Source organism: Verrucomicrobiia bacterium, from assembly GCA_035577545.1.
GTDB lineage: Bacteria > Verrucomicrobiota > Verrucomicrobiia > Palsa-1439 > Palsa-1439 > Palsa-1439.
The window spans coordinates 76,814-98,454 of sequence record DATLVI010000044.1 but is presented as its reverse complement, the minus strand read 5'-3'; the positions used below and the strand labels follow the sequence as shown (position 1 = coordinate 98,454).

Below are 21,641 nucleotides of genomic sequence, written 5' to 3'. Positions count from 1 at the left end.
CCTTAACCGTTCCCGATCTGAGGCCTTACCTCAAACCCTGACGAATCTTTGAAAGAATCCTCAACATGCGCCGACCGCCCAACTCCAAACACAGTTTTTCGTGGGAGGGGCATTCTTGCCCCGACCGGTCGCGACAAGAATGTCGCTCCCACAGCCCGTTCTTCAAACAAGCGCGGGCTTTCTTGGGCGCTTTTGTCGGAACATTGATGCTTCCAATCATTATGACCACCCACGCCCAGGATTCCACAAATGCCCCTGCAGCCACGCTCCATCCGGCGCTGTTCCTCGTCGGCGATTCCATCATGCGGACCGGCAACGGCACGGGCGAAAATGGTCAATGGGGTTGGGGCTCGGAGATCATCCCGCTTTTCGACCCCGCGAAAATCCATGTCTACAACGAAGCGCACGGCGGCCGCAGCAGCCGCTCCTACATCGAGGAAGGCCTGTGGGACAAGATCCTCGACCGCCTGCAACCCGGCGATTTCATCCTGTTGCAATTCGGCCACAACGATTCGTCCAATTCACAAAATTACCCTGACCGCACCACCATCATTGGCAACGGCGACGAATTCATTCACTTCGGGGTCGGCGCTTCCAATAAAGTCGTCCACGCCTACGGCTGGTATCTGCGCCGCTATGTGAAAGACGCCAAGGCCAAAGACGCGACCATCATCATCTGTTCACCTGTTCCCCGCAATGTGTTCATCAAGGGCAAAATCAAACGCGGCTTCGACGGTTACGCCCAGTGGGCCGCCGATGCTGCCAAGGCCAGCGGCGCTCTCTTCATCGACCTCAACACCATCGCCGCCAATCGCTATGACGCTCTCGGCGAGGAGAAGACCGCAGCTTTGTTCTCAGATTACCAGCACACCAAAAAAGCCGGTGCCCGCCTAAATGCCGAGTCCGTAGTCGAAGGCCTCAAGCAATTGAAAGACTGCCCACTCGCCAACGACCTCGCGGTCGCCCCGGTTCACTGAAGCGTCTGGCTTGACCGCTTCAAGTTTTCGGTGGCCAGTCGACCCCCTTTAATTCAGGTGGTAATTGCGACGGATCGACCGGGTAAAACAGGCTCATATCTCGCTGTTGGTTGGGTTCGAGTTCGGCTTCTGGAGCTCCCACGATCAGCCAAAGAACTTCCGACTCCGTATCGTTGAACACCTGGCGCAACAATCGCGGCCCCACCAGCACGCCGCCGTATTGAGGCACCGTCAGCGTCTCTTCCCCGACGCGGATGCGGCCGACTCCTTCCACGACAAAATAGAACTCCTCCGCGCGCACATGCTTGTGAAGGGTATTGGCGCTCTTGGGAGGGAGCCGCCAGAGCCTTGCCCCGAGAATCTGGCTGCCAGTGCGTTCAAGGAAGTCCGCGTTCGGAATCCGCATGATGTTCGACGGTCGCCACTGGAGGTCCTCGGGCTTTATCAACTGGTAGCCTTCGATTGCTTTCATAAGTTTTGCCGAACAGTGTTAATAGGGTAAACTCACTTTGTGATTTCACAGCGATTGGGCCGAAAAAACAAACCCAAAACAGCGGCGGCGCGGCCCGGCGTCCGCTTGACGAACGGCTGCGAAACTTCTAGCCTTCGCATCGCCACGAGACACAACATTATGCGCCATCTTAAACGCCTGCTTCTTCTGGTCGCCTCCGTGCTGCTCCTTGCGTCGCTCTGTGTCCTCGCCGATGACGATTCGGTCGTCCTCAACTCGGGGGAGATCATCAAGGGGAAGATTACCGCCGAAACCGACGCCGAAGTGTCGATCGAGATCTCCAACGAACGCCACACGGTTTTTAGCACGCGAACCATTGCCCGGTCCGATATCAAGGAGGTCCACAAACTCACGCCCGAACAGCGCCAGGAGGGCGCCGCTTACGAGGCGCTGGGTCGTTACCAATTAAATCCCAACCAGGAATTCAAGTCCGCCGAGTACGCGGAGGGGATCGCCGCTTTCGACAAATTCTTGGCCACTTGGCCTAACTCGGAACAAGCCACGAACATCGCCGCTCGCCAGACCGAGTGGCGCTTCGAAAAATTCGAGGTGGATAACGGCCGCGTCAAGTTCGCCGATAAATGGATGCCGCCGGACGCGAAAACACCGCTCGTCGAGCGACAGCTGCTCCATGATACGGAACAGGGACTTCAGGCTCTGGTGCCGATTGTCAAGGCGGCCCATGCGCGGGTGGACGCGGCCCAAAAAGAGCATAATTTTCTGCACAGCACCGCTGGGTATAAGGGCAAGGTGCTGCCACATCCTGAATACGAACACGTCATGGCAAGGTACGCGGCCAACGATGCCGAAATTCCCAAAGCCAATTCTAATCTGGCAGCGGCTATAAAAAAATTCGACGAGCTATTCGCGCAATACCAGAAACTCGGCGGCACAGTGGATTACCGGGAACAAATCAATGCGAAGTAAGTAGTTAGTCGGCTGGAAATAGATAGGTCCTTTCCGATGGCGGAATACCCCTGGCAGCAACGAGGTGATGAACCGGAGAAGGCCTCAACGGCGACGGTTTCCCGGCGTCAGGTGATCGCGGATCGTCCTCGCCACGTCCCGAATTGCGGGTCTTTAGAAATGGGCTCAGCAATGCATGCACGATTCTCTTGAAAGTGAAAGCGACCCTCGCGATTCGCTGCGGGACGCAGACAACGCGTCCACCAAGAAACTCCGGAAGTGTAATAGGAGTCGTCATGTACACAACTTCTACCGCGAATCGATGATGAGCTCAAGCCGGTCTTCGACTGACCCTGCTTGACACCCCGCCGCGTCATCCGCAAACTGCAGCCATGCCTGTGGCGGCCACAAAAACCAAATCCATCTACCTCATCGGCGGTGCGGACGAGTTTTCCATCAAGGAAACGGCGGCCAAGCTCGCGGAGAAGCTGGCACCGAAGAAGGCGGGGGAGTTTGGGTTGGAGATCATCGAAGGCTCGTTCTCGAATCAGGACGAAGCGCTCAAGATTCTCTCGCGAGTCCGCGAAGCGTTGAACACCGTCGGCTTGTTCGGCGGTGGCGACAAGCTCGTGTGGCTGAAGAGCACCGAACTGCTGGCCGACAACCCGACTACGCGCACGGAAGCCGTCAAAGACGCGCTGGCGGAACTTGGCGATCTACTGAAAGGTGGTCTCGGCGATGGCGTGGTGCTGCTCATCAGCGCCATCGGTTGCGACCGGCGCAAGTCTCTTTACAAAACGCTCGAGAAAATCGGCGAGGTGCAATTCTTCGAGGCGCTCGAAGAAGGGAAAGGCGATGCCGACGAGGAAATCGAGGCGTTCATTCGTTCAAAGCTGAAGGCCGACGCCAAGACGATGAACCCGGAAGCCGTTCAGGCGTTTCGCGACCTGGTCGCGCCGAATCTGCGTGAGATCGCCAACGAACTGGAGAAGCTGATCACCTATGTTGGCAAGCGCAATGAGGTTTTGCCAGAAGATGTTCGCGCAATTTGCTCCGCCTCACGCCAAGCGGTGATTTGGGAACTGACCGACGCGCTCGGCGCGCGCCGCATCGCGCAGGCCATCGCCGCGCTGGAGAACCTCCTCGACTCCGGCGATCAACCGATCGGGATTTTGATGATGTTGGTCGCGCAGTTCCGCCTGATGCTGCTCGCGCGGGACTTGATGCAACGCAAGCTCATCACCGCTCGCGACGGTCAAGGCGGCAACTTCGAGTTCGTGAAAGCGTTCGAGCACCTGCCCGAGCCCGTGACCGCCCATTTTCCGCGAACGAAGGAAGGCGCATTGCCGAATGCCTGGCGTCTCTACCGTTGCGCGCTGGCCGCGAAGAATTTCACTACAACGGAATTGATTCGCGCGATGGATTTGCTGTTGGAGGCAAATCGCCAACTCGTGACGACGCAATTGGATGATCGGCTCGTCCTCGAGGAAGCGATCGCCAAGATCGCCCGGAAGTAGCCGGCAAATTCGTACCGGCTAAAACGGATTCAGCAATTGCGGCGGAACGTCGGGTGCGCGGGCAACGGGGGTATTCGTGGGGGCGATTCCCTTCGCCTTTTCCAGCAAGCCGAGAAGCTGGTTCGCATCGATATATTCGACCTGCCGCAACTCGGTATGCTCCCGACCGTCAGGGCCCAGGAAGAGAATCGTCGGCACGCCCCAAATGCCGAAATCCTTGCGGATTTTTTCAACCTCGGGCGAGCTTTCGCGCGTGAGGTCGGCCCGTACCATGGCGACCTGGTTCGTCTGGCCGATTACGCGCGGATCGTGGAACGTGGTCCGCTGCATCTTCCGGCACGGGCCGCACCAGTCGGCCGTGAAATCGATCATCACCGGGCGATGCGCGGCCGCGGCCTGCTGGAGGTTGGCAATGGAGTAAGGCTCCCACACGATCCCGCCTGTCTCCGACATCGCGGCGTTTTGCCAGAGCGGGCTGGTAATCCACGCCGCCACCACGAACAGCGCCACGCCGAATACCCGTTTGACCCAAACCATCCACATGCCCGACTTCGGTAGACGCGTCAGCAACCCAGAGAATGTCCCCAGCACGACGTACGGAAGACCCAATCCCAGCGCGAGCGCAAAAAACAGCCACCAGCCGAGCCACGGGTTGCCGGTTTGGCCGACGAACGCCAAGAGCGCAACAACGAATGGCGCCAGGCATGGTGCGGCGATCACGCCGATCACGGCACCCAGAAAAAACACACCAATATAACCCGCCTTCGACGACAAACCAGTGGCCTTCTGCATGAGAGCTTGCGGAGGTTGCAGCTCAAACAGCCCGAACATGCTCAGCGCGAGCGCGACCAGCAACAACGCGATGCCGACAAGCACGAAGGGACTTTGGAGCGCGGAACCGAAGAGCGAGCCCGTGAGCGCCGCGATCAGTCCAAGCGTTGAATAAGTCAGCACGATGCCGAGGCAATAAATCAGTGACGATATGAACGCGCGCCGGGCATTCCGCTCGCCGCCCTGTCCGCCAAAATAACTCACCGTAATTGCGATCATCGGATAGACGCAGGGTGTGAGGTTGAGCGCGAGCCCACCCAGGAAAACAACGAGGATTGTGACGAACCAACCACGCTCGCGCACCAGTTTGGCAATCGGACTGACATCCTCATTTGCCCCGGCGGTAACGAGGCGCGCCAACGGCGCTGACCCGGTCGCCGCGCCGAAAATATCGGGATGAATGGGCTGCGGCCTCTGCGACGCAGGGGTAACTTCAGTTTCAATAGCAATGGGAATGGTCTTCGGCGCAATGCAGACCTGATCGTTGCACGCCTGATAGCGTAGTGAGCCCTCGAGCTTCACAGGCCCGGGCTTGGCATCCGCACTGACATGTCCCTCGGCAAAGATAATCGCGTTGCCCGTGTAAAGCGCGACCGGTTCATCCGACCATGACACCCTCGTCGTTGCACCTTTCGGATACACGATGCGGTCGATAACAATCGAGGCAGCCGACGGCAACGTGAGCGTGGTCGGAATGAGCCCTTCGGCATTGGCGGGATTGGCATTGATATGCCAGTGTTCGGCGACATCGATGACGACCGCGACACGGAAAGGCGCATCCGCTGCAAGTTTGTCGACCGACAAGACCGTAGCGATTTTGGCCTCGCCTTGCGGTGCGCCCGCTTGCCCTTCGCCGGCCAGCGGTGCCAGTAGAGCCAGCGCGAGCGCGATCCAGAATGGGCGGAAACGACTCATTGCTTGAAAATGGCTCTCAGATCAGCTTCGAGGGTATTGGCTTCGGTGACGCCGACATATTTCTGGATGATGTTTTGGTTCTTGTCGATGACGAACAGGGTGGGAATGGAGGTCAGGCCGCCGAAGGCTTGAATGATGTCATAGTCGGGCGGATATAACGGGAAGCCCAGTCCCTGTTGTTCGGCGTAGGTCTTCATCGGCGGGGCGCCGGGCTGTTCAAAGACGAGGCCAAGTACTGCCAGGTTTGTCTCGCCGTAATCCTTGAGCAGGTTGCTCAAGATCGGCACTTGCTTCTGGCTGGGGCCGTCCCCGGTGGCGAAAAAGCATACGATCAACGCCTTGCCTTTGAAGTCGGTGAGCTTGATGGTTTGCCCCCGCCCAATTTTCAACGAGAACAGAGGAGCAGGCACTGCCGTGCGAATCTCGGGTGTTGCCGAATGGGCGTCGTTCGTCGCCCCGAACGCGCGGCCCAGCAGCAGGATCACCAGCAACAGGACGACGAAGCCCACAACCAGGGAGATCATGAGGCGACTCAACGGCGCATTTGATTTGGCATTCATTATCCGGGTTTCCACCGCTCCATTTCCAACCCCCCAACGAGAGAATGGTTCGCGCCACACTATTACTCAACTCCTTCCCGGTGCGCAAGTGTGGCCTTTGCGCGGCTCCAACCGGCTGGCTGTTCCTTGACACATCACTGCTAACGGTATAAGCTATGTCACTAATGCGCATGGCTTTGAGACTCGTGGCAGTGCTGGTTGCGATTTCCCTCATGGGTAGCTTGCCGGTGCGTGCCGAGCAATGTGAACCAACGACGGCGCCTTGTCACGATACCCAGCCACAGTCGATGAATTGCTGCCAGCCGACGCAATGCCACTGCAATTTGTCGACGCCGGTTCCGCCCGCGCCGGATTCCGTGCCGGCCAGCGCCAACACGATCACGGGGCATGAGCTCGTGAAAGTCGCGTCGCTACCGATGGACGCAATGTTCCTCATGGGCGACGAATATCTTAACGTGCGCCCGACCGCCAAAGCCGATACCTCACTCCGCAGCAACGCCGATTCGTATCTTTTGACGCATGCTTTCCTGATCTGAGACCTGATGCCACGCCGGTGGTGTCTCTTTTGTCTGTCTCAGATCAGTCATGCAATTACACGAACAACCAGATTCCGAAATCATCCGGCTAATCCAGTCGGGGGACGATTCCGCATTTGACGAATTGATGGGGCGTTACAAGCGGCCCGTCGTAAATTTCATCTTTCGCATGCTTGGTAACGCGGACGACGCCGACGATGTGGCGCAGGAAGTGTTCGTGCGCGTCTATCAGAAGCTGGATACCTACCGACCAGCGACAAAGTTCTCCACGTGGCTTTTTGCGTTGGCCCGCAACGCGGCGATCGACCGTTTGCGCTGGCGCGCGCGACATCCCACTGAGTCGATTGATCCCGAATCCCCCCTGGCGGCCCCAACGGATACTGCGAAAGAAGTCGGCGCGCGCGAAATCGGCGCGTTGATCGCGGCGGCGGTGGCTGAACTCCCCGAGGATCAACGGACCGTCCTGGTGCTGTCTGAATATCAAGGAATGTCGCATGCGGAAATCGCCGCGGTGATGCGCTGCTCGGAGAAATCGGTGGAGTCGCGCCTTTATCGCGCCAAACAAACGTTGCGGACGGGGTTGCGCCCCCTGTTGGAATGACGCGCGCGTGTATCGCTTTAACCACGCTGATTGATTCAGAACAGTGCGGTTCGGAATTCGGGGATTGGCGGACAACTCTTGACGTGACGGAATCATTTGCGGTTACGAGAGTTGCGGGATATTCGCTTAAGCGACACAAGGTTGGCACGGCGCATGTTAATAGTCCCGGCAACCGCGCGCGATGGTGCGCGACACCGAAACAGTTCGGTGTCGTACCTCACCAACACCACCGCCAAAGGCCTACCTTATCCCGTCGGAAGCTGAAAGCCCTCGCTGGAAACGGCGAGGGCTTTTTTTGCCCCCGGCGTATTACCAGTTGATGAAACAGAGTGACGACAAGCTAAGCGCCTTCTTGAAGCAATGGCGCGATATCGAACCACCCGGCAATTTCGAGGCCAACGTGTGGCGTCAGATTCGCACCGCTGCTGAGCCGGCGGTCGAGACGGTCAACTGGATTGACGTGATCGGGCGTTTGTTGTGGCAGCCTGCCTGGTCAGTTGTTGCCGCCATGGTGGTTGCGGTAGTCGTTGGCGTCTGGGGCGGTATTGCCTCGGTTCCCCAACTAATCAACGGGCCGGGGACGGAACTCCGATTCCTTTCCTCCGGCACGCTCGTGGGCAGCTACGCGCAAATGGCATCGAAGAAGGCGCAATGAAAAAGACGCTGACAGCACTCGCGGTTTTGACACTCCTCGTTACGGCGGTTTCCTTCGGTGTGGCACGCTGGTCGGTACACTGCGCCATGACCGCGCCGACCGTGAATATGAACGATACGGCGTTGCTCAAGCGCGAGCTGGACCTGACCGACGCGCAAACTCGTGACATCGAAAAGATGGGGACTGAATTCCAAGCGCAGTTGAATTCTTTCTGCGCCGCTCATTGTTCAGCACGAATGGCCCTGGGCGATGAGCTGGCGAAGTCGAAACCGGACCCGGCAAAATGCAGCAACTTCATTGAGAAAATGAATGCGGCGCAGGCGGGCGCGGAGCGGGTAACGCTGGCGCACATATTGAAAGTGCGGGCGTTGCTGAACGACCAACAAGCGCAGCGTTACTCAACCATGATCCACGACCAGGTTTGCAGCTTGCCCATGGGCTCCTTGTAAACCAACCCGATCCCAATCATGCGAACCAAAACAACCATCCGGAACGGAACTTTTGCCCTTCTGGCCATGCTGGCTGTCGTGACCGTCGTAAGGTCCGAGCCGAAGGAAATTACCTCCAGCCTGACATTGGATCAGGTCATCGCAGAAGCGCTGCGGAACAATCCCCAGGTGCGGTCGATGCAAGCCAAATGGGAAGCGGCGCAGGAGCGTCCAACGCAGGAGCGCACGCTGCCGAATCCGGCGTTGACGTTCAAAGGCGGAAACGGGGTCGACGATTTCAACTTCCCGAGAACCCAGGAAACACGCGTAGGGGTCGAACAAACATTTCCCTGGTTCGGCAAATTGGGTCTGCGGGGAGAAGTCGCTGAGAAAGACGCGGCCATCGTGCATCACGAGCACGAGGCGATGGAACTGGAAGTGGTGGCCTCCGTGAAGGAAGCCTACTTCGATCTCTACGCGGTGCAACTCTCGATGTCCATCACCCGTGCCGAAGAAGACGTGCTCAAAGAGATCGAAACGATTGCTGAAAGCCGGTACGCCACGGGAGCCGCGAGCCAACAGGACGTGCTCAAGGCGCAGACGGAGACCACCATGCTCAAGCAGCAATTGCTGGACTTGGAGCAACAGGAAGCCACGGCGAAAGCCAAACTCAACTTGCTGTTGGATCGCCCGGCCGATTCGCCTCTCGGTCTAGCTGTCTCGCCGCCGGTCCTCGAAACGGAGGTTGACACGGGCAGGCTGTTTGATCAGGCAGAAAAGGGTCGACCCGAGATCCGTCGCGCACAGATGGATATCGAGCGCAATGAAGCCCAGCGCAATTTGATGAAGAAAGAGTTCTACCCCGATTACCGGCTCGGGCTGGAGTACGGCCATATGGAGGGGGGGTACACCGACTTTTCCGGTTCCGAAAACCAGCTGATGGTCACCATCGGGTTTGACCTGCCGATTTGGCGGACGAAATACCGCGCGGGTTTGCGCGAGGCCGAGAAGATGATCGAATCCAGCCGGGCCACCCTTGAAGCGGCGGAAAAGCAAATCTCCTACGACGTGCAAGATGCGCATTTCAAGTCACTGACCGCCAGGCGCACGGTCGAACTCTACAAGAACTCTCTGATACCGCAGGCTGCAGCCCGATTCAAAGCCAGCGAAGTCGCGTACCGCACCGGCCAGGTAAGTTTTCTCGAATTGCTCGAAAGCGAGCGATTTTTGCTCAACGCACGCGTCATGGAGGCGATGGCGGAAGGGAATCTCGGCATACAACTGGCCCGCCAGGAGCGTGCCACCGGTGCGGGCGTGAAGTACGTCTCGCGCTCAAGTGGCGTGAACAAATGAAGGAATAGTCCATGGAAACTCCAACACAATCACCTCCTCAATCTCGCCATCGGTCGTTGTCGCGGATCTTTGCCATCATGGTGGTGATCGTGCTGATGGTGGCTGCGTTTTTCTTTGGTCGAAGCTTCACGCCGGCATCGCCCACACCGACTGCTACGGGAATGCCGTCTGCCGGCGCGAAGGGGAGATTATACCAGTGCTCGATGCACCCGCAGATTGTTTCCGACAAGCCGGGGAAGTGCCCGATTTGCGGGATGAATCTTGAGCCCGTTGAAGAAGTGGCTCCCATGAGTGCCTCCAAGGGACACAAGCTCCTTTTTTATCGCAATCCGATGCGCCCTGACGTGACTTCGCCGACCGCAATGAAAGACGAAATGGGCATGGATTACATCCCGGTCTATGAGGACGAAACGGCGGCCGAGAGCGAAGTGCCGGGGCATGGCTCATTTACCTTGTCCGCCGCCCGTCAACAACTGATCGGCGTGACGCGCGGCAAGGTCGAGCCAAGAGACCTCCGCATGGAGATCCGTACTGTCGGTCAGGTCGCGTACGATCCGGACTTGTATCAGGCGATTGTGGAGTATCGCAATGTTGTCAATCTGACGGGCGCGGAGACGGTTGTGGCCAGCGCCGCATTGCGATTGCGGCAGATGGGCCTCTCGGACGAGATGATCAAGGAGTTGGGTGACGCCAATCATGACCCGAAGAATCTCCTTCTCCCAGGGAAAGAGGTCTGGGTGTACGCGCAGATTTATGAATACGAAATGGACCTGGTACACTCGGGCCAGCCGGTCACTATCACCGCGCCATCCGTGCCCGGATCGGGCTACACGGCGAAGATCGTCGCGGTCGACCCGATCTTGAATGCGGCGACCCGCACCGCGCGCGCTCGCATCCTGGTGGCCACTCCGGGGGAGAACCTGCGGCCCCGGTCATTTGTCCAGGTCAGGATTGAGGTTTCATTGGGCAATAAACTGTCCGTGCCTTTCGATGCGGTCCTCGACACCGGCGAACATCAGATCGTGTTTGTGATCAAAGGGCCTGGTGAGTTCGATCCGCGCTCCGTCAAACTGGGAAGGCAAGCTGACGGCTACTACGAAGTTTCGTCGGGGCTTGAAGCCGGCGACGAAGTGGTCACGTCCGCCAATTTCCTAATCGACTCCGAATCGCGATTCAGATCCGCGCTGGCTGCATTCAAGAAAACCGCTGCGCCAGCCGCGTCCGCCGCACCCTGAGAACCGGCCATGGTCGAGCGAATCATCGAATTCAGCGCGAAGAACAAGTACCTCGTGATGATCGTTGTCGTGGCCGCGATGGCGGCGGCCACCTGGTGCGTCAAAAACCTCCGTCTCGATGCGATTCCCGACCTGAGCGATACGCAGGTGATTGTATTCAGCCGCTGGGATCGCAGCCCCGATATTATTGAAGATCAGGTGACTTACCCAATCGTGACCGCCCTGTTGGGCGTGCCCAAGATCAAGGCGGTTCGTGGGTTTTCTGATTTCGGATACTCGTATGTATACGTGATCTTCGAGGATGGCACCGATATCTACTGGGCGCGCTCGCGGGTCATCGAGTATTTGAGCAAAATCATTCCCCGGCTGCCGCAAGGCGTCCAAACGGAAATGGGCCCGGATGCCACCAGCGTGGGGTGGGTGTACCAGTACGCACTGGTGGACAAATCGGGTAACCAGAACCTCGCCCAACTTCGCAGTCTCCAGGATTGGTATCTGCGCTACAACTTGCAGGCCGTGCCCGGGGTTTCCGAGGTGGCCGCCGTCGGCGGGTTTCAGAAGCAGTACCAGATCAACGTCGATCCCAACCTGCTATTGGCCTACAACATCCCCTTGACGCAGGTCATCGACGCTGTCCGCAAGGGCAATAATGATGTTGGAGGGCGGTTGCTGGAGTTTGCGGGCACCGAGTTCATGGTGCGAGCGCGAGGCTATGTGAAATCAATCGACGACCTGGAGAAGATCGTCGTCGGTGTCGATGCCAAATCCGGCACGCCGATCCTCGTCAAGCAAGTCGCCCGGGTGGCGCTCGGCCCGGATATACGGCGCGGCGTGTCGGACCTCAACGGCGAGGGTGATACCGTGGGCGGCATCATCGTCATGCGGCAAGGGGAAAACGCACTGAATGTCATCCAACGCGTCAAGGCCAGGATTGAAGAGTTGAAACCCACGCTGCCCGAAGGGGTGGAAGTGGTTACGACCTACGACCGATCGGAGTTGATCGAACGCTCAATCCACACACTGAAACATTCCCTGATTGAGGAAATGATCATCGTGAGCATCGTCATCCTGATTTTCCTGTGGCATGTGCCCTCGGCCATTATTCCCATCGTCACCATCCCCATTTCAGTGTTTCTGGCGTTCATCCCTTTTTATTTGATGGGGTTGACCGCGAACATCATGTCCCTGGCCGGCATCGCCATTTCCATCGGCGTACTGGTGGATGGCGCGATTGTGGAAGTGGAAAACGCCTACAATAAGCTGGAACAATGGCAATCGGGCGGGCGCGTTGGGGATTACCATGCCATCCGGCTACAGGCACTGAAAGAAGTCGGCCCGGCGGTGTTCTTCTCGCTGCTGGTGATCGCCGTGGCGTTCTTGCCGGTGTTCACTCTGGTTGATCAAGAAGGGCGGCTGTTCAAGCCGCTGGCGTTCTCCAAGAATCTGGCGATGGCTCTCGCGGCGGTACTGGCGATCACCCTTGATCCCGCTTTGCGCATGATGTTCACCCGGATGGATTATCATGATTTCCGTCCGCGATGGCTGAGTTGGGTGGTCAACACGATAACCGTCGGAAAATATTATCCCGAAGAGAAACACCCTGTCAGTCGCGTGCTGTTCCGAATTTACGAGCCGGTCTGTCGTTGGGTGCTGGAGCATCGGAAGATCACCCTGGGCGTCGTTCTGGCTTTGCTGATTTCGACCATCCCGGTTTACTTCAAACTCGGCCACGAGTTCATGCCGCCGCTTAACGAAGGGGCGTACCTGTACATGCCGACCGCCTTGCCGGGTATGTCAGTGACGGAAGCGCAAAGAATCCTTCAGATCCAGGACCGGATTTTGAAAGGGTTTCCCGAAGTCGAGACCGTATTCGGCAAAGCGGGGCGCGCCGATACGTCGACCGACCCGGCCCCATTCTCGATGGTTGAGACCACGGTCACCCTCAAGCCCGAAAGCCAATGGCGCACCGTGAAACGCTGGTACTCCAACTGGCCACGGCCCTTTCGCCCACTGTTTTCATACTTCGTGCCCGAGCACATTACGTTTGAAGAATTGCAGGACGAGATGAACGAAAAGCTGCGTTTTCCGGGCATCCCCAACATTTGGACCATGCCGATCAAGAACCGCATCGACATGCTTTCCACCGGTGTCCGCACGCCGATTGGGATCAAGGTGCTGGGCCCGGATCTCAAGGTCGTTCAAAAAATCGGTGAAGACCTGGAGAACATCATCCGTGACATTCACGGTACCCGCACCGTCCTGGCCGAACGCACGGCCGGCGGCTTCTATCTCGATTTCGTGCTCAAACGCGACGAACTCGCCCGGTACGGACTCAGCGTTCAGGATGCGCAGGAAATCATCATGTCGGCTATCGGGGGTGAGAATGTGACTACCGCCATCGAAGGGCGTGAACGCTACAGTGTCAACGTGCGCTACGCGCGGGAGTTCCGCGACGACATTGAGCGGCTCAAGCGCGTGCTGGTACCCACGGCCAGCGGCGCGCACATTCCCCTGGCGGAACTGGCGGACATCCGCATGTTGGAAGGCCCGTCCATGATCCGTAACGAGAACGGCCAGCTCGCCGGCTACGTCTTCGTGGACATGGTGGGCCGCGATGTTGGGGGCTATGTCGAAGAAGCGAAGCAGCGCGTTCAGCAGAATCTCAAGATGCCCAAAGGCTACACGCTGATTTGGAGCGGCCAGTACGAGAACATGGCCAGAGTCACTCAACGGCTGAAAGTGGTGTTACCGCTGACTGTTTTCCTGATTGCCCTGCTGCTGTACGCGAACACCAAATCGGCGGTGAAGGCCGGGATGGTCATGCTGGCCGTGCCGTTCTCGCTCGTTGGCGCAGTCTGGCTACTGTACCTGCTGCACTACAACATCTCCATTGCGGTGTGGGTTGGAATGATCGCCCTGATGGGGTTGGATGCCGAGACGGGTGTGTTCATGCTCTTGTTCCTTGACCTCGCCTATGAGGACCGCGTTCGGCGAGGTCAAATGCGCACGTACAAAGATCTTGAAGAAGCGATCATGCACGGCGCGGTCAAACGCATCCGGCCCAAGATGATGACCGTCACCGCCATGTTCATGGGGCTGCTGCCGATCATGTGGTCAATGGGCAGCGGCGCGGATATGATGAAGCGTGTCGCCGCACCGATGGTGGGCGGAGTGCTTACTTCGTTCATCCTCGAATTGCTTGTTTATCCAGTTCTTTATTCCATCTGGAAATGGCGGTTTGTGATGAAGGAAGGCACGCTTGTCCCGAAAGCCCTCGGGGAGGTTCCTGCAAAATAACTGGAACGATTCAGTGAGTTCAAGCATGTTAGTAATAGAGTCCGGTTTCCAAAAACCGAACAACCAATCAGAGGAGGAGTGGATGAAAAAGCTCGTTGCATTGAGTGTCGCGGTTGCCGTTGGTTTGATCATGGCCTGGAGCGTGCAGGCGGAGGATCAAAAGACCGATGCCCAAGTGACCGTCAAGGGTGAGGTCGTCGATATGGCTTGTTACCTTGACCACGGCGCTCACGGCGAAAAACACGCTGAGTGTGCGGCAACCTGTATTGAGTCCGGTTTGCCGGTGGGAATCAAAGGCGAAGACGGCAAGACCTATTTGCTGATCGGCGAACACAAACCGCTCAACAAAGCCCTGGCCGCATACGCGGGCAAGACCATCACCGTCAAAGGCAAACTGGCCACACGCGATGGAATCAACATGATCTCCAACGCGGAAATCCAGAAATAGTCAGGAGTCGGCGGGTGGAATGATGGGCGCGCACCCTGGGGATTTGTCGCGTATATCAGGGTCGTGCCCGCAAATGAACGGCGAGTACCATGCCTGAATTCCACGATTTCCTCCAGCAGCTCAAACAGCCCGAATATGTCCATGTCCTGCTCAACCCAATTCCGGTCTACGCCATGTCGTGTGGAATCCTGGCGCTTATCGTTGCCCTGATTCTGAGAAGCCGGCAGGCGCAAATCACGGCGTTTGTCGTGGTGATCTTCGCAGGGCTTTCCGTGTGGCCTGTCGGGGAGTATGGCGAACGCGGCTACGATCGCGTGTACTCGATGTCGAACCAGGACGCGCAGCAGTGGCTGGATGTCCACATGCACCGGGCCGATATCGGGTCGTGGGTGTTTTATGCAACGGCAATCGTCGCGGCGATCGCGCTTATTCTTCCGCGGTTCCGTCCACGCACGCAATTACTGCTGGCTCTTGCCACGCTCGTCTTCTCGTTCGCCTCACTCGCGGCCGGCGCCTGGATCAGCCACGCCGGTGGCAAAGTGCGCCATTCCGAATTCCGCGAGGGCCCGCCTCCCAGTCCCGTGCCGCACGAAGAAGGGCATTAGTCGAGGTTAGTCGTCGTCAGCCTTGTTCTTGGGGTGCGGGAATACGAACCCGGCGCGGGTGGGCGGGGGCATCGGGGAATCGTCGCCGCGAACGGAGCGCCAGATGACTTCGTTGAGGAGCAGATCATCGACGGCGTCCTCCTTGGAGAAGTCCATGGTGCGCGAAGCTTTCTCACCCCAGGTAGTCTTCGTGTTCTTTTCCTGCAAATCGATGCGGGCGGGGAGGGCGGTGTACGGGCGCACATCAGGCGTGCTTTGGAACGCATTGAACATTGGGGTGGCGGCGGCATCAAACTGGGACATCGGTTTTAGTCCAAGGATCAATTCGATTGTTCGCAACATGCTGCTGGTGGAGTACATGATCGAGTCGACAAAATGGCGTTTCAAGTACGGGCTGACGACGAGCCCCACCGTCCGATGCGCGTCGACGTGGTCGGCGCCGTTCTGCGCGTCGTCTTCCAGGACGAAGATGGCGGTTTGCGACCAGAACTGCGAATGGCTAATGCCTTCGATGATCCGGCCCAGGGCGGCATCGTTATCCGCGACACAAGCGCTTGGCGTTCTCTTGTCCAACCGCACACCAAAGGTGTGGTCGCCGGGCAGTCGAACGACTTGCAGGCGCGGCATGTCGCCTTCATCCTCGAATCGCTTGAGTTCCTCCAGAAAACGGTCCGCCCGCTTTGCGTCCGGGTATTCCAGGTCGAAGCCGCGGTATTTCTCGTCGATATGGCCGCGCAGGGTTTTTACGCGCGCCACCGCCGGATCGTCTGCCGTCTTCCCGTTGGCGACGAATTCGCCGTAGCTGCGGTAGCTCACGCCGGTTTCCGCGGCGCGGTCCCAGAGATAACCACCGGCGGGGGTGGCCATCGGGAAAACTCCCTCGGCGGGGTAGATATACTTCTTGTTCTTGTTGTGGCCGTACTGGAGCGGCCACGACTTTTCCACGAAATCCGTGGCATACGCCCCCATCGTCCACTCATGACCGTCCGCGCTGATTTCGGCATCGGCGTAGAAATTGTCGAAGAGAACAAAGTCGCGAGCCAATTGGTGGTGGTTCGGTGTAACTTCCTCCGGAAACAGGCAAAGGTTCGTATCGCCGTTGCCTTCCGTCATGTCGCCCAGGACCTGATCGTAGGTGCGGTTCTCCTTGATGATGTAGAAGCAGTATTTGATCGGGCTCGCATCGCCGGGCTGGAGCGGAATCGGGCTGTCATTCGGACGGGTGGCGGAAACCGTTGCGTCCGGTTTGAGCGGACTGCAACGATACGCCGCCACCGTATCGGCCACGAGTTGCTTTCTAAACGCTTTCCGATCGGGCAGATCGATCACGCTCAAGGTCCCGCGAAGAAGTTCGGCTATATATTGTGGCAGCGTTTCGGCCCGGCTCTTCCGGCCGGGTTGCGGGCCATTGGGGTTCGCCCTGGAAATGACTCCCTTACCATTGCTAACCAATAGACGGTGACCATCGGGCGTCACGCGTACGGAAGTGGGATACCACCCGACGGGAATGAAGCCGAGCGAACGACTGTGTCCCGGCTGGCTGACGTCGAACACGGCGATGTTGTTGTTGTCCGCGTTGGCCACGAACAGGGTCTTCCCGTCCGGCGTTAACGCCAGGCTGTTGGGAGTGGAGCCGGAAGGCCAATTGGCGTAGAGCGAAGCGGAGAGCGTTTCCAACGCTTTGCCCGTTCGCGTGTCGAACACGGTCACAGTATTCCGATTGGCATTGGCAACGAAGAGCGTCCTGCCGGAAGCTGTCAGCAGCATTTCATTGGGATGTTCCTGGGTCGCCCAGCGGGCGGCCACTCGCTGTGATTTCAGGTCGACCACGACCACTTCCGCATTGCCCCAAAGGCTCACGTAGAGTTTTTTGCGGCTGTTGTCGAGGCAGCAAGCATAAGGGAAGACGCCGGAATGATTCAATTCACGTTCGGTTGACCGCTGAGTCGTCGTAACGGTTTCAAGGTCGGACCCCGCCGGCGTCAAGGGGATATCGATTACCTTGCCTTTCTGCAGATCGACTTCGGAAACGCTCTGGCCGTACAGGTTCGCGACGCAGAGTGTTTTGGCGGCGGCATCCAGGACCAGTCCCGCGGGAATGCCAACGTCCTTGATGTCCCGCAGGCGGATTTCGCGATGATCCGAGAGAAGCCCATCCTTGAAATGGAAGCTGTGGACCAGTTCTTCGCTGGCGCCGCTGCAGAACAGAAGCGAACCGTCGCGGGAAAACGCGATTCCGTAGAAAGCCTCTTCGAGCGGCGCATTGGTCACGACGTTCTCGGTCACCAGGTCCACCACCATGATTCCATGATGGCTATATCCCGAGTGCAGGATTGCGGCGAAGCGCCCCTGGGGATGTACCGCGATGTTGACCGGGAAATCACCCAACTCGATTTGTCGTCCCACCGGACGCAGCGACCACTGGTTGGGCAACAGCACCGAGCCATCGGCCCGTTGACCGGGCAATTGGACCAGCGGCTTGTTTTCCTTCGCCGTCGAACCAATTGCGCTCGCGAACAAAATGGCCAGGCCCAATGTGAGTTTGCGCATAAGATTTTCTCCTTAACCCTCGTGTTCAATTCTTGTAGCCGTGGGCCTTCGCCGGCCAGGCGGCGATGAACAGCAACGTGCCCACGACTGCGACGACCATCAAACCACGAAACGCTGCGTCCCAGCCATAGTTCTGTACGAGCGCCCCCATGCCCCAGCCGGAAAGAAGCGTACTGGCGTAGCCAAAGATGCTGGTCAGGCCGACGGCAGTTGCGGCGGCGCGTTTGGTGGCCAGATTGGCGCACGCTATGGCGAGCAAACATTGCGGGCCGTACACAAAAAAGCCCGTGGCGCAAAGCAGCCCGGTGATTAGCAATTCTGATTGCGTTTGGATCTTCCAAAAAAGAAAGACCGAGACACCGGCGAGCGCCATGTAAACGACGCAGGCGCGCACGGCGCGTCCGCCAAGAAACCTATCGGTGATCCAGCCGCCGAGCAATGCCCCGATCAGCCCGAAAACCTCAAAACCGGCGATCATTCCGGCGGCGTGCATGATCTTGATGTGCTTGGCTTCCATGAGCATGGTCGCGCCCCAATCGAACACAGCGTACCGAATGGTGTAGACGAAGAAATTCGCCGTCGCGAGGAGCCAAATGTATTTATTGCGAAATACCTGTTTGAATACGAAGGCCTTGAAATCCGCGCCCGATTCTTTTTCCGAAAGTTCAACGTGCGTGCCTTCCAGTTCCGGCAACCCGACGGAGGGCGGTGTGTCTGCCAGCAGGAACCAGAGCAAAACGGCGACCACGATGGCGATGGCCGCGGGAACAAAGAAACAAAGCCGCCAATTCGGCGGGAAGAAATATCCGCTGAGCAAAAATCCACAAAGCAGGACAATGAGAATGCTGCCGATGTTGTGGGAAGAATTCCAGATGGAAAACTTGGTGGCCAGCTGCTTGGGGGGAAACCAATTCGCCATCAATCGCGCGCAGGGCGGAAACCCCATGCCTTGAAACCAGCCGTTGATCATCCAAATGATGCCAAACGCCACCACGGCGGAACTCAGGCCGAACAGGATATTGAGCAGCGCCGATGCGATAAGGGCTACCGCCATGAAGACGCGTGCGTTGGAGCGATCCGCGAGAAAGCCGTTAAGAAACTTGGATACGCCGTAGATCACACCGTGCAGGGTCAGGAATAATCCCATGCTTCCCTTGGTGATACCCAGTTCCTTGCCCATCAAAGGCATGGCGAACCCAAGATTTTTTCGAACAAAATAGAATGTCGCGTAACCCAGGATCGAAAAAACCAGAACGTGATTCTGCCAGTAGCGGTACTTCCGCGAAATTTCCTGCGGATCGGTCAGCATGACCGCTGCCGGCGGCGCCGGTTGGAAAATCTTCAACCACCCTGTGACCGGGGGGCGGACCGCAAGCGGTGCAACCACTGGTTCTCCGGCCACGTCTGACTCAGGTTGATAATCCAAGACCCGTTACCTCTCAAAACACCAAGAACACACGATTGGTGAGATTTCGTCAAGACGCAAACCCTGCGGCGATTACGGTGTGATACACTGCTCGGCGCAAACGGTCGGACGGGAACGGCTATTGCAAGACGTGGAAATCACCCAGGGTCTGATCGTTGTTGGTGCCGTTGTTCGCACTGGGGGCACGCCAGTGGAAGATTGGGGTCCGGACTGTAACTTCTCCAATATGTTGGCTGGCTGCGACACCGAACTCGATCCCGCCGTTGTCAATGACGACGCTGGAAAGCTTGACGCTGCCAACCAGGGAAGCGGCGAGATCGCTGTTTTCAAAACCATTGGTGGTCGAGCGGATGGTAACGCTCGCGAGGCGCAGGTCCGCTACGAATTCACCGCTGGTTAACGGGCTGTCGGGATCGTCCGGCGTGTAACCAACGAAGACGGTGGAATCAATCATCTGGAAAGCGCTGATGGAACCAATGCTGCCATTGGCGACGGTGATATTGGCGCCGCTGATCATGCCGGACACAGCGAGATTCTCGAGGGCAAACTGATTGGTCTCGATGCCATCGCCGGATAGGGTAATGGTTCCCCCGAAATCACCCGGAATAGCGTTACGTTTGTCGCCCTTGATGGAGATGCTGCCGATCCGCGGTGCGTCGATCGTGGTGTCCTCGCCAAAGCGCGCAGCGCTCAGCCTTTTGAGCCTGCTCCCGAGGGCGATGGCGCTGCCATCGTCAATGTTGTGGGCCGTGATGCTGGTGTTCTGGTTTACAGAACCGTTGGCGATGATAACCGCGCCGTTGAGGAGGTCGTGGATCTTCAGTTCTCCCAGGTAGTCACCCAGTTGGATGCCATCAACCCCGACGACATCAAAATCCCGCGCGTCGATGAGACGGCATCCACCATCCCCAGTGATATGGTCAATCTCCAGTAAACCCGTTCCCGCCTTGTTCTTCTTGACCTTGATCGTGAGAACGCTGCCGGAGTCGGTCGCGGACAGATCCAGGGCGAGGGGCTCAAATTGGGAAGCCGACATTGTCCCGGCGAATTTTAGCAGCAGCGTTACCACATCACCGTCCGAATTTGTGAATGTAATCGACTGCGGGTTGTCGTTGACGATTGTCACCACGGCTGTGTCTTGGGTGAGGGAACCTTCCGCGGGATTGGACAGCGTCACATTGACAGTCTTGTTGCTTTGGAATGTCTTGAATTCCAAAATGGAAAAACTGAAACTCGACTGGGAAGCGCCCGGCGAAAAGATGAGTGTGCCGCTGGTGCTGAAATAGTCGACGCCATTAATTGCTGTGCCGTCACTGGTGGCATAATCGACGCTATTCTGGTCACTGGAATCGCCAAACCGGATTGCTGTGATTATGGCGTGACCGACATGTTCGCGGACGTTGTAGGTAGCCGCGCTCAACTCAATAACCTGCGGGCCCGTCGCGATGATTGTCAACTGGGCGTGTATGGGACTGCCCAGGGCAGCGCCGCCGGTGGGATTGCTAAGCGTCAGATTGACCGTCCGGTTGGTTTCGAGAGCGCCCAAGGGTGGGCTTATGATCGGAATTTCGAAGGTGTTCGTGAGGACTCCATCAGCAAACGCGACCGTCCCATTCGTCGCTGTGTAGTCGACCCCGGCCTTCGCCGAGCCGTCGCTGGTGCTGAAATCGACCGCTACTGTCCCATTCGTCCCGTTGGTTCGGACCACGGTGATAACCGCGACGTCGTTCGTATCATCCACCGAGAATGTTCCCCCCGCAAACTGCAACTGTTGCATTGCGTTATTGATAATCGTGAGCACGGCGCTGGACGGGCTACCCAGCGTGGCAGGTCCGGTGGGGCTGGACAGGGCAAGGTTGACGGTCCGGCTGGATCCCGGCACACCGTTGTTCAGAAGGGTGATTGGGACTGTGTTGGTTACGATTGCCACCGGGTTGGTCGTGACTTGCGCGGGAAAATTCTCAGTGGTAGAGACAGCAACATAGTCCACCGTGGCCGTGGCAGTACCATCACTAGTCGAAAAAAGCACCGAAGCCGTAGCATCCGTACTGCCCGAGAAAATGATGGTGATAAGCGCATTGCTTTGCGACAGGTTCGCGGTGTAAGCAGATTGGCCAAACATGACGGTCCCCGTCTGCGCGCGCACCAGACCTGGGAAGAAGATTGCAGTACAGCTGGCGATGAGTAACGAAATGAGAAATCGCGGCGGTCTGAGAGCACGACTCCCCACGCCACTTTCCGCCAGAATGAAACCCCCTGAGCCAAAGCCTTGACGCCGCATATTCTGCAC

19 protein-coding genes are annotated in these 21,641 nt (G+C 57.9%); 12 read left to right on the top strand and 7 right to left on the bottom strand.

The genetic code is table 11. The features are described from left to right. Positions 1–206 precede the first annotated feature (206 nt). Positions 207–977 carry a rhamnogalacturonan acetylesterase gene (locus VNL17_16280; protein ID HXI85638.1) on the top strand — a complete coding sequence of 257 codons (771 nt, stop codon included), beginning with the start codon at positions 207–209 and terminating at the stop codon, positions 975–977. Positions 978–996: 19 nt separating this feature from the next. Here the strand turns inward: VNL17_16280 and VNL17_16275 are convergent, their stop codons facing one another. Continuing rightward, positions 997–1,449, bottom strand: coding sequence for a cupin domain-containing protein (locus tag VNL17_16275; protein HXI85637.1), 453 nt, complete (start codon positions 1,447–1,449; stop codon positions 997–999). A gap of 159 nt (positions 1,450–1,608) precedes the next feature. Here VNL17_16275 and VNL17_16270 point away from each other — a divergent pair, with 159 nt between their 5' ends. Together VNL17_16270 and holA are read left to right on the top strand one after the other, a co-directional pair. After that, the gene (locus VNL17_16270) at positions 1,609–2,415 is read left to right on the top strand and encodes a hypothetical protein (GenBank protein HXI85636.1); all 807 of its coding nucleotides are present in this window, start codon (positions 1,609–1,611) and stop codon (positions 2,413–2,415) included. Positions 2,416–2,792: 377 nt separating this feature from the next. Beyond that, positions 2,793–3,911, top strand: a complete 1,119-nt coding sequence (gene holA, locus VNL17_16265; GenBank protein ID HXI85635.1) for a DNA polymerase III subunit delta — start codon at positions 2,793–2,795, stop codon at positions 3,909–3,911. An 18-nt stretch (positions 3,912–3,929) separates the two neighbouring features. Here the strand turns inward: holA and VNL17_16260 are convergent, their stop codons facing one another. Both VNL17_16260 and VNL17_16255 read right to left on the bottom strand, forming a co-directional pair. Next, positions 3,930–5,657 (bottom strand): cytochrome c biogenesis protein CcdA, encoded by a 1,728-nt coding sequence (locus VNL17_16260; protein ID HXI85634.1) that lies wholly within the window; start codon positions 5,655–5,657, stop codon positions 3,930–3,932. Beyond that, a complete protein-coding gene (locus tag VNL17_16255; protein HXI85633.1) occupies positions 5,654–6,217 on the bottom strand; it encodes a TlpA disulfide reductase family protein in 564 nt (187 codons plus the stop codon). The genes VNL17_16260 and VNL17_16255 overlap by 4 nt, the downstream gene beginning before the upstream one ends. A gap of 170 nt (positions 6,218–6,387) precedes the next feature. Here VNL17_16255 and VNL17_16250 point away from each other — a divergent pair, with 170 nt between their 5' ends. From VNL17_16250 to VNL17_16230, 5 genes are all read left to right on the top strand, one after another. After that, complete coding sequence (locus VNL17_16250; GenBank protein ID HXI85632.1) at positions 6,388–6,753, top strand: hypothetical protein; 366 nt, start codon at positions 6,388–6,390, stop codon at positions 6,751–6,753. A 49-nt stretch (positions 6,754–6,802) separates the two neighbouring features. Next, a complete protein-coding gene (locus VNL17_16245) occupies positions 6,803–7,354 on the top strand; it encodes a sigma-70 family RNA polymerase sigma factor (protein ID HXI85631.1) in 552 nt (183 codons plus the stop codon). Between the two features lie 319 nt (positions 7,355–7,673). Beyond that, on the top strand, positions 7,674–8,009 hold the full coding sequence (locus VNL17_16240; protein ID HXI85630.1) for a hypothetical protein: 336 nt from the start codon (positions 7,674–7,676) through the stop codon (positions 8,007–8,009). Further along, the gene (locus tag VNL17_16235) at positions 8,006–8,458 is read left to right on the top strand and encodes a periplasmic heavy metal sensor (protein ID HXI85629.1); all 453 of its coding nucleotides are present in this window, start codon (positions 8,006–8,008) and stop codon (positions 8,456–8,458) included. Before VNL17_16240 ends, VNL17_16235 begins: the two co-directional genes overlap by 4 nt. A gap of 18 nt (positions 8,459–8,476) precedes the next feature. Further along, positions 8,477–9,790, top strand: a complete 1,314-nt coding sequence (locus VNL17_16230; protein ID HXI85628.1) for a TolC family protein — start codon at positions 8,477–8,479, stop codon at positions 9,788–9,790. A 37-nt stretch (positions 9,791–9,827) separates the two neighbouring features. Here the strand turns inward: VNL17_16230 and VNL17_16225 are convergent, their stop codons facing one another. Further along, the gene (locus VNL17_16225) at positions 9,828–10,079 is read right to left on the bottom strand and encodes a hypothetical protein (protein HXI85627.1); all 252 of its coding nucleotides are present in this window, start codon (positions 10,077–10,079) and stop codon (positions 9,828–9,830) included. Here VNL17_16225 and VNL17_16220 point away from each other — a divergent pair. The 4 genes from VNL17_16220 (at position 10,078) to VNL17_16205 (ending at position 15,375) form a co-directional block, all read left to right on the top strand. Continuing rightward, positions 10,078–11,025 carry an efflux RND transporter periplasmic adaptor subunit gene (locus tag VNL17_16220; GenBank protein HXI85626.1) on the top strand — a complete coding sequence of 316 codons (948 nt, stop codon included), beginning with the start codon at positions 10,078–10,080 and terminating at the stop codon, positions 11,023–11,025. The two genes, VNL17_16225 and VNL17_16220, sit on opposite strands and share 2 nt — an antisense overlap. Positions 11,026–11,034: 9 nt before the next feature. Further along, complete coding sequence (locus VNL17_16215) at positions 11,035–14,322, top strand: CusA/CzcA family heavy metal efflux RND transporter (GenBank protein ID HXI85625.1); 3,288 nt, start codon at positions 11,035–11,037, stop codon at positions 14,320–14,322. Positions 14,323–14,404: 82 nt separating this feature from the next. Next, entirely contained in the window at positions 14,405–14,770 is a 366-nt protein-coding gene (locus VNL17_16210) for a hypothetical protein (GenBank protein HXI85624.1), read from the top strand. An 89-nt stretch (positions 14,771–14,859) separates the two neighbouring features. After that, positions 14,860–15,375: a hypothetical protein gene (locus tag VNL17_16205; protein HXI85623.1), complete on the top strand. Its 516-nt coding sequence runs from the start codon at positions 14,860–14,862 to the stop codon at positions 15,373–15,375. 6 nt (positions 15,376–15,381) lie between these two features. On the opposite strand, the gene VNL17_16200 is transcribed toward VNL17_16205, so the two are convergent. The 3 genes from VNL17_16200 to VNL17_16190 form a co-directional block, all read right to left on the bottom strand. Further along, on the bottom strand, positions 15,382–17,925 hold the full coding sequence (locus VNL17_16200) for a beta-propeller fold lactonase family protein (GenBank protein ID HXI85622.1): 2,544 nt from the start codon (positions 17,923–17,925) through the stop codon (positions 15,382–15,384). A 25-nt stretch (positions 17,926–17,950) separates the two neighbouring features. Beyond that, complete coding sequence (locus VNL17_16195) at positions 17,951–19,351, bottom strand: MFS transporter (protein HXI85621.1); 1,401 nt, start codon at positions 19,349–19,351, stop codon at positions 17,951–17,953. Positions 19,352–19,469: 118 nt separating this feature from the next. Continuing rightward, positions 19,470–21,473, bottom strand: coding sequence for a Calx-beta domain-containing protein (locus tag VNL17_16190; protein HXI85620.1), 2,004 nt, complete (start codon positions 21,471–21,473; stop codon positions 19,470–19,472). Between the last annotated feature and the right edge of the window lie 168 nt (positions 21,474–21,641).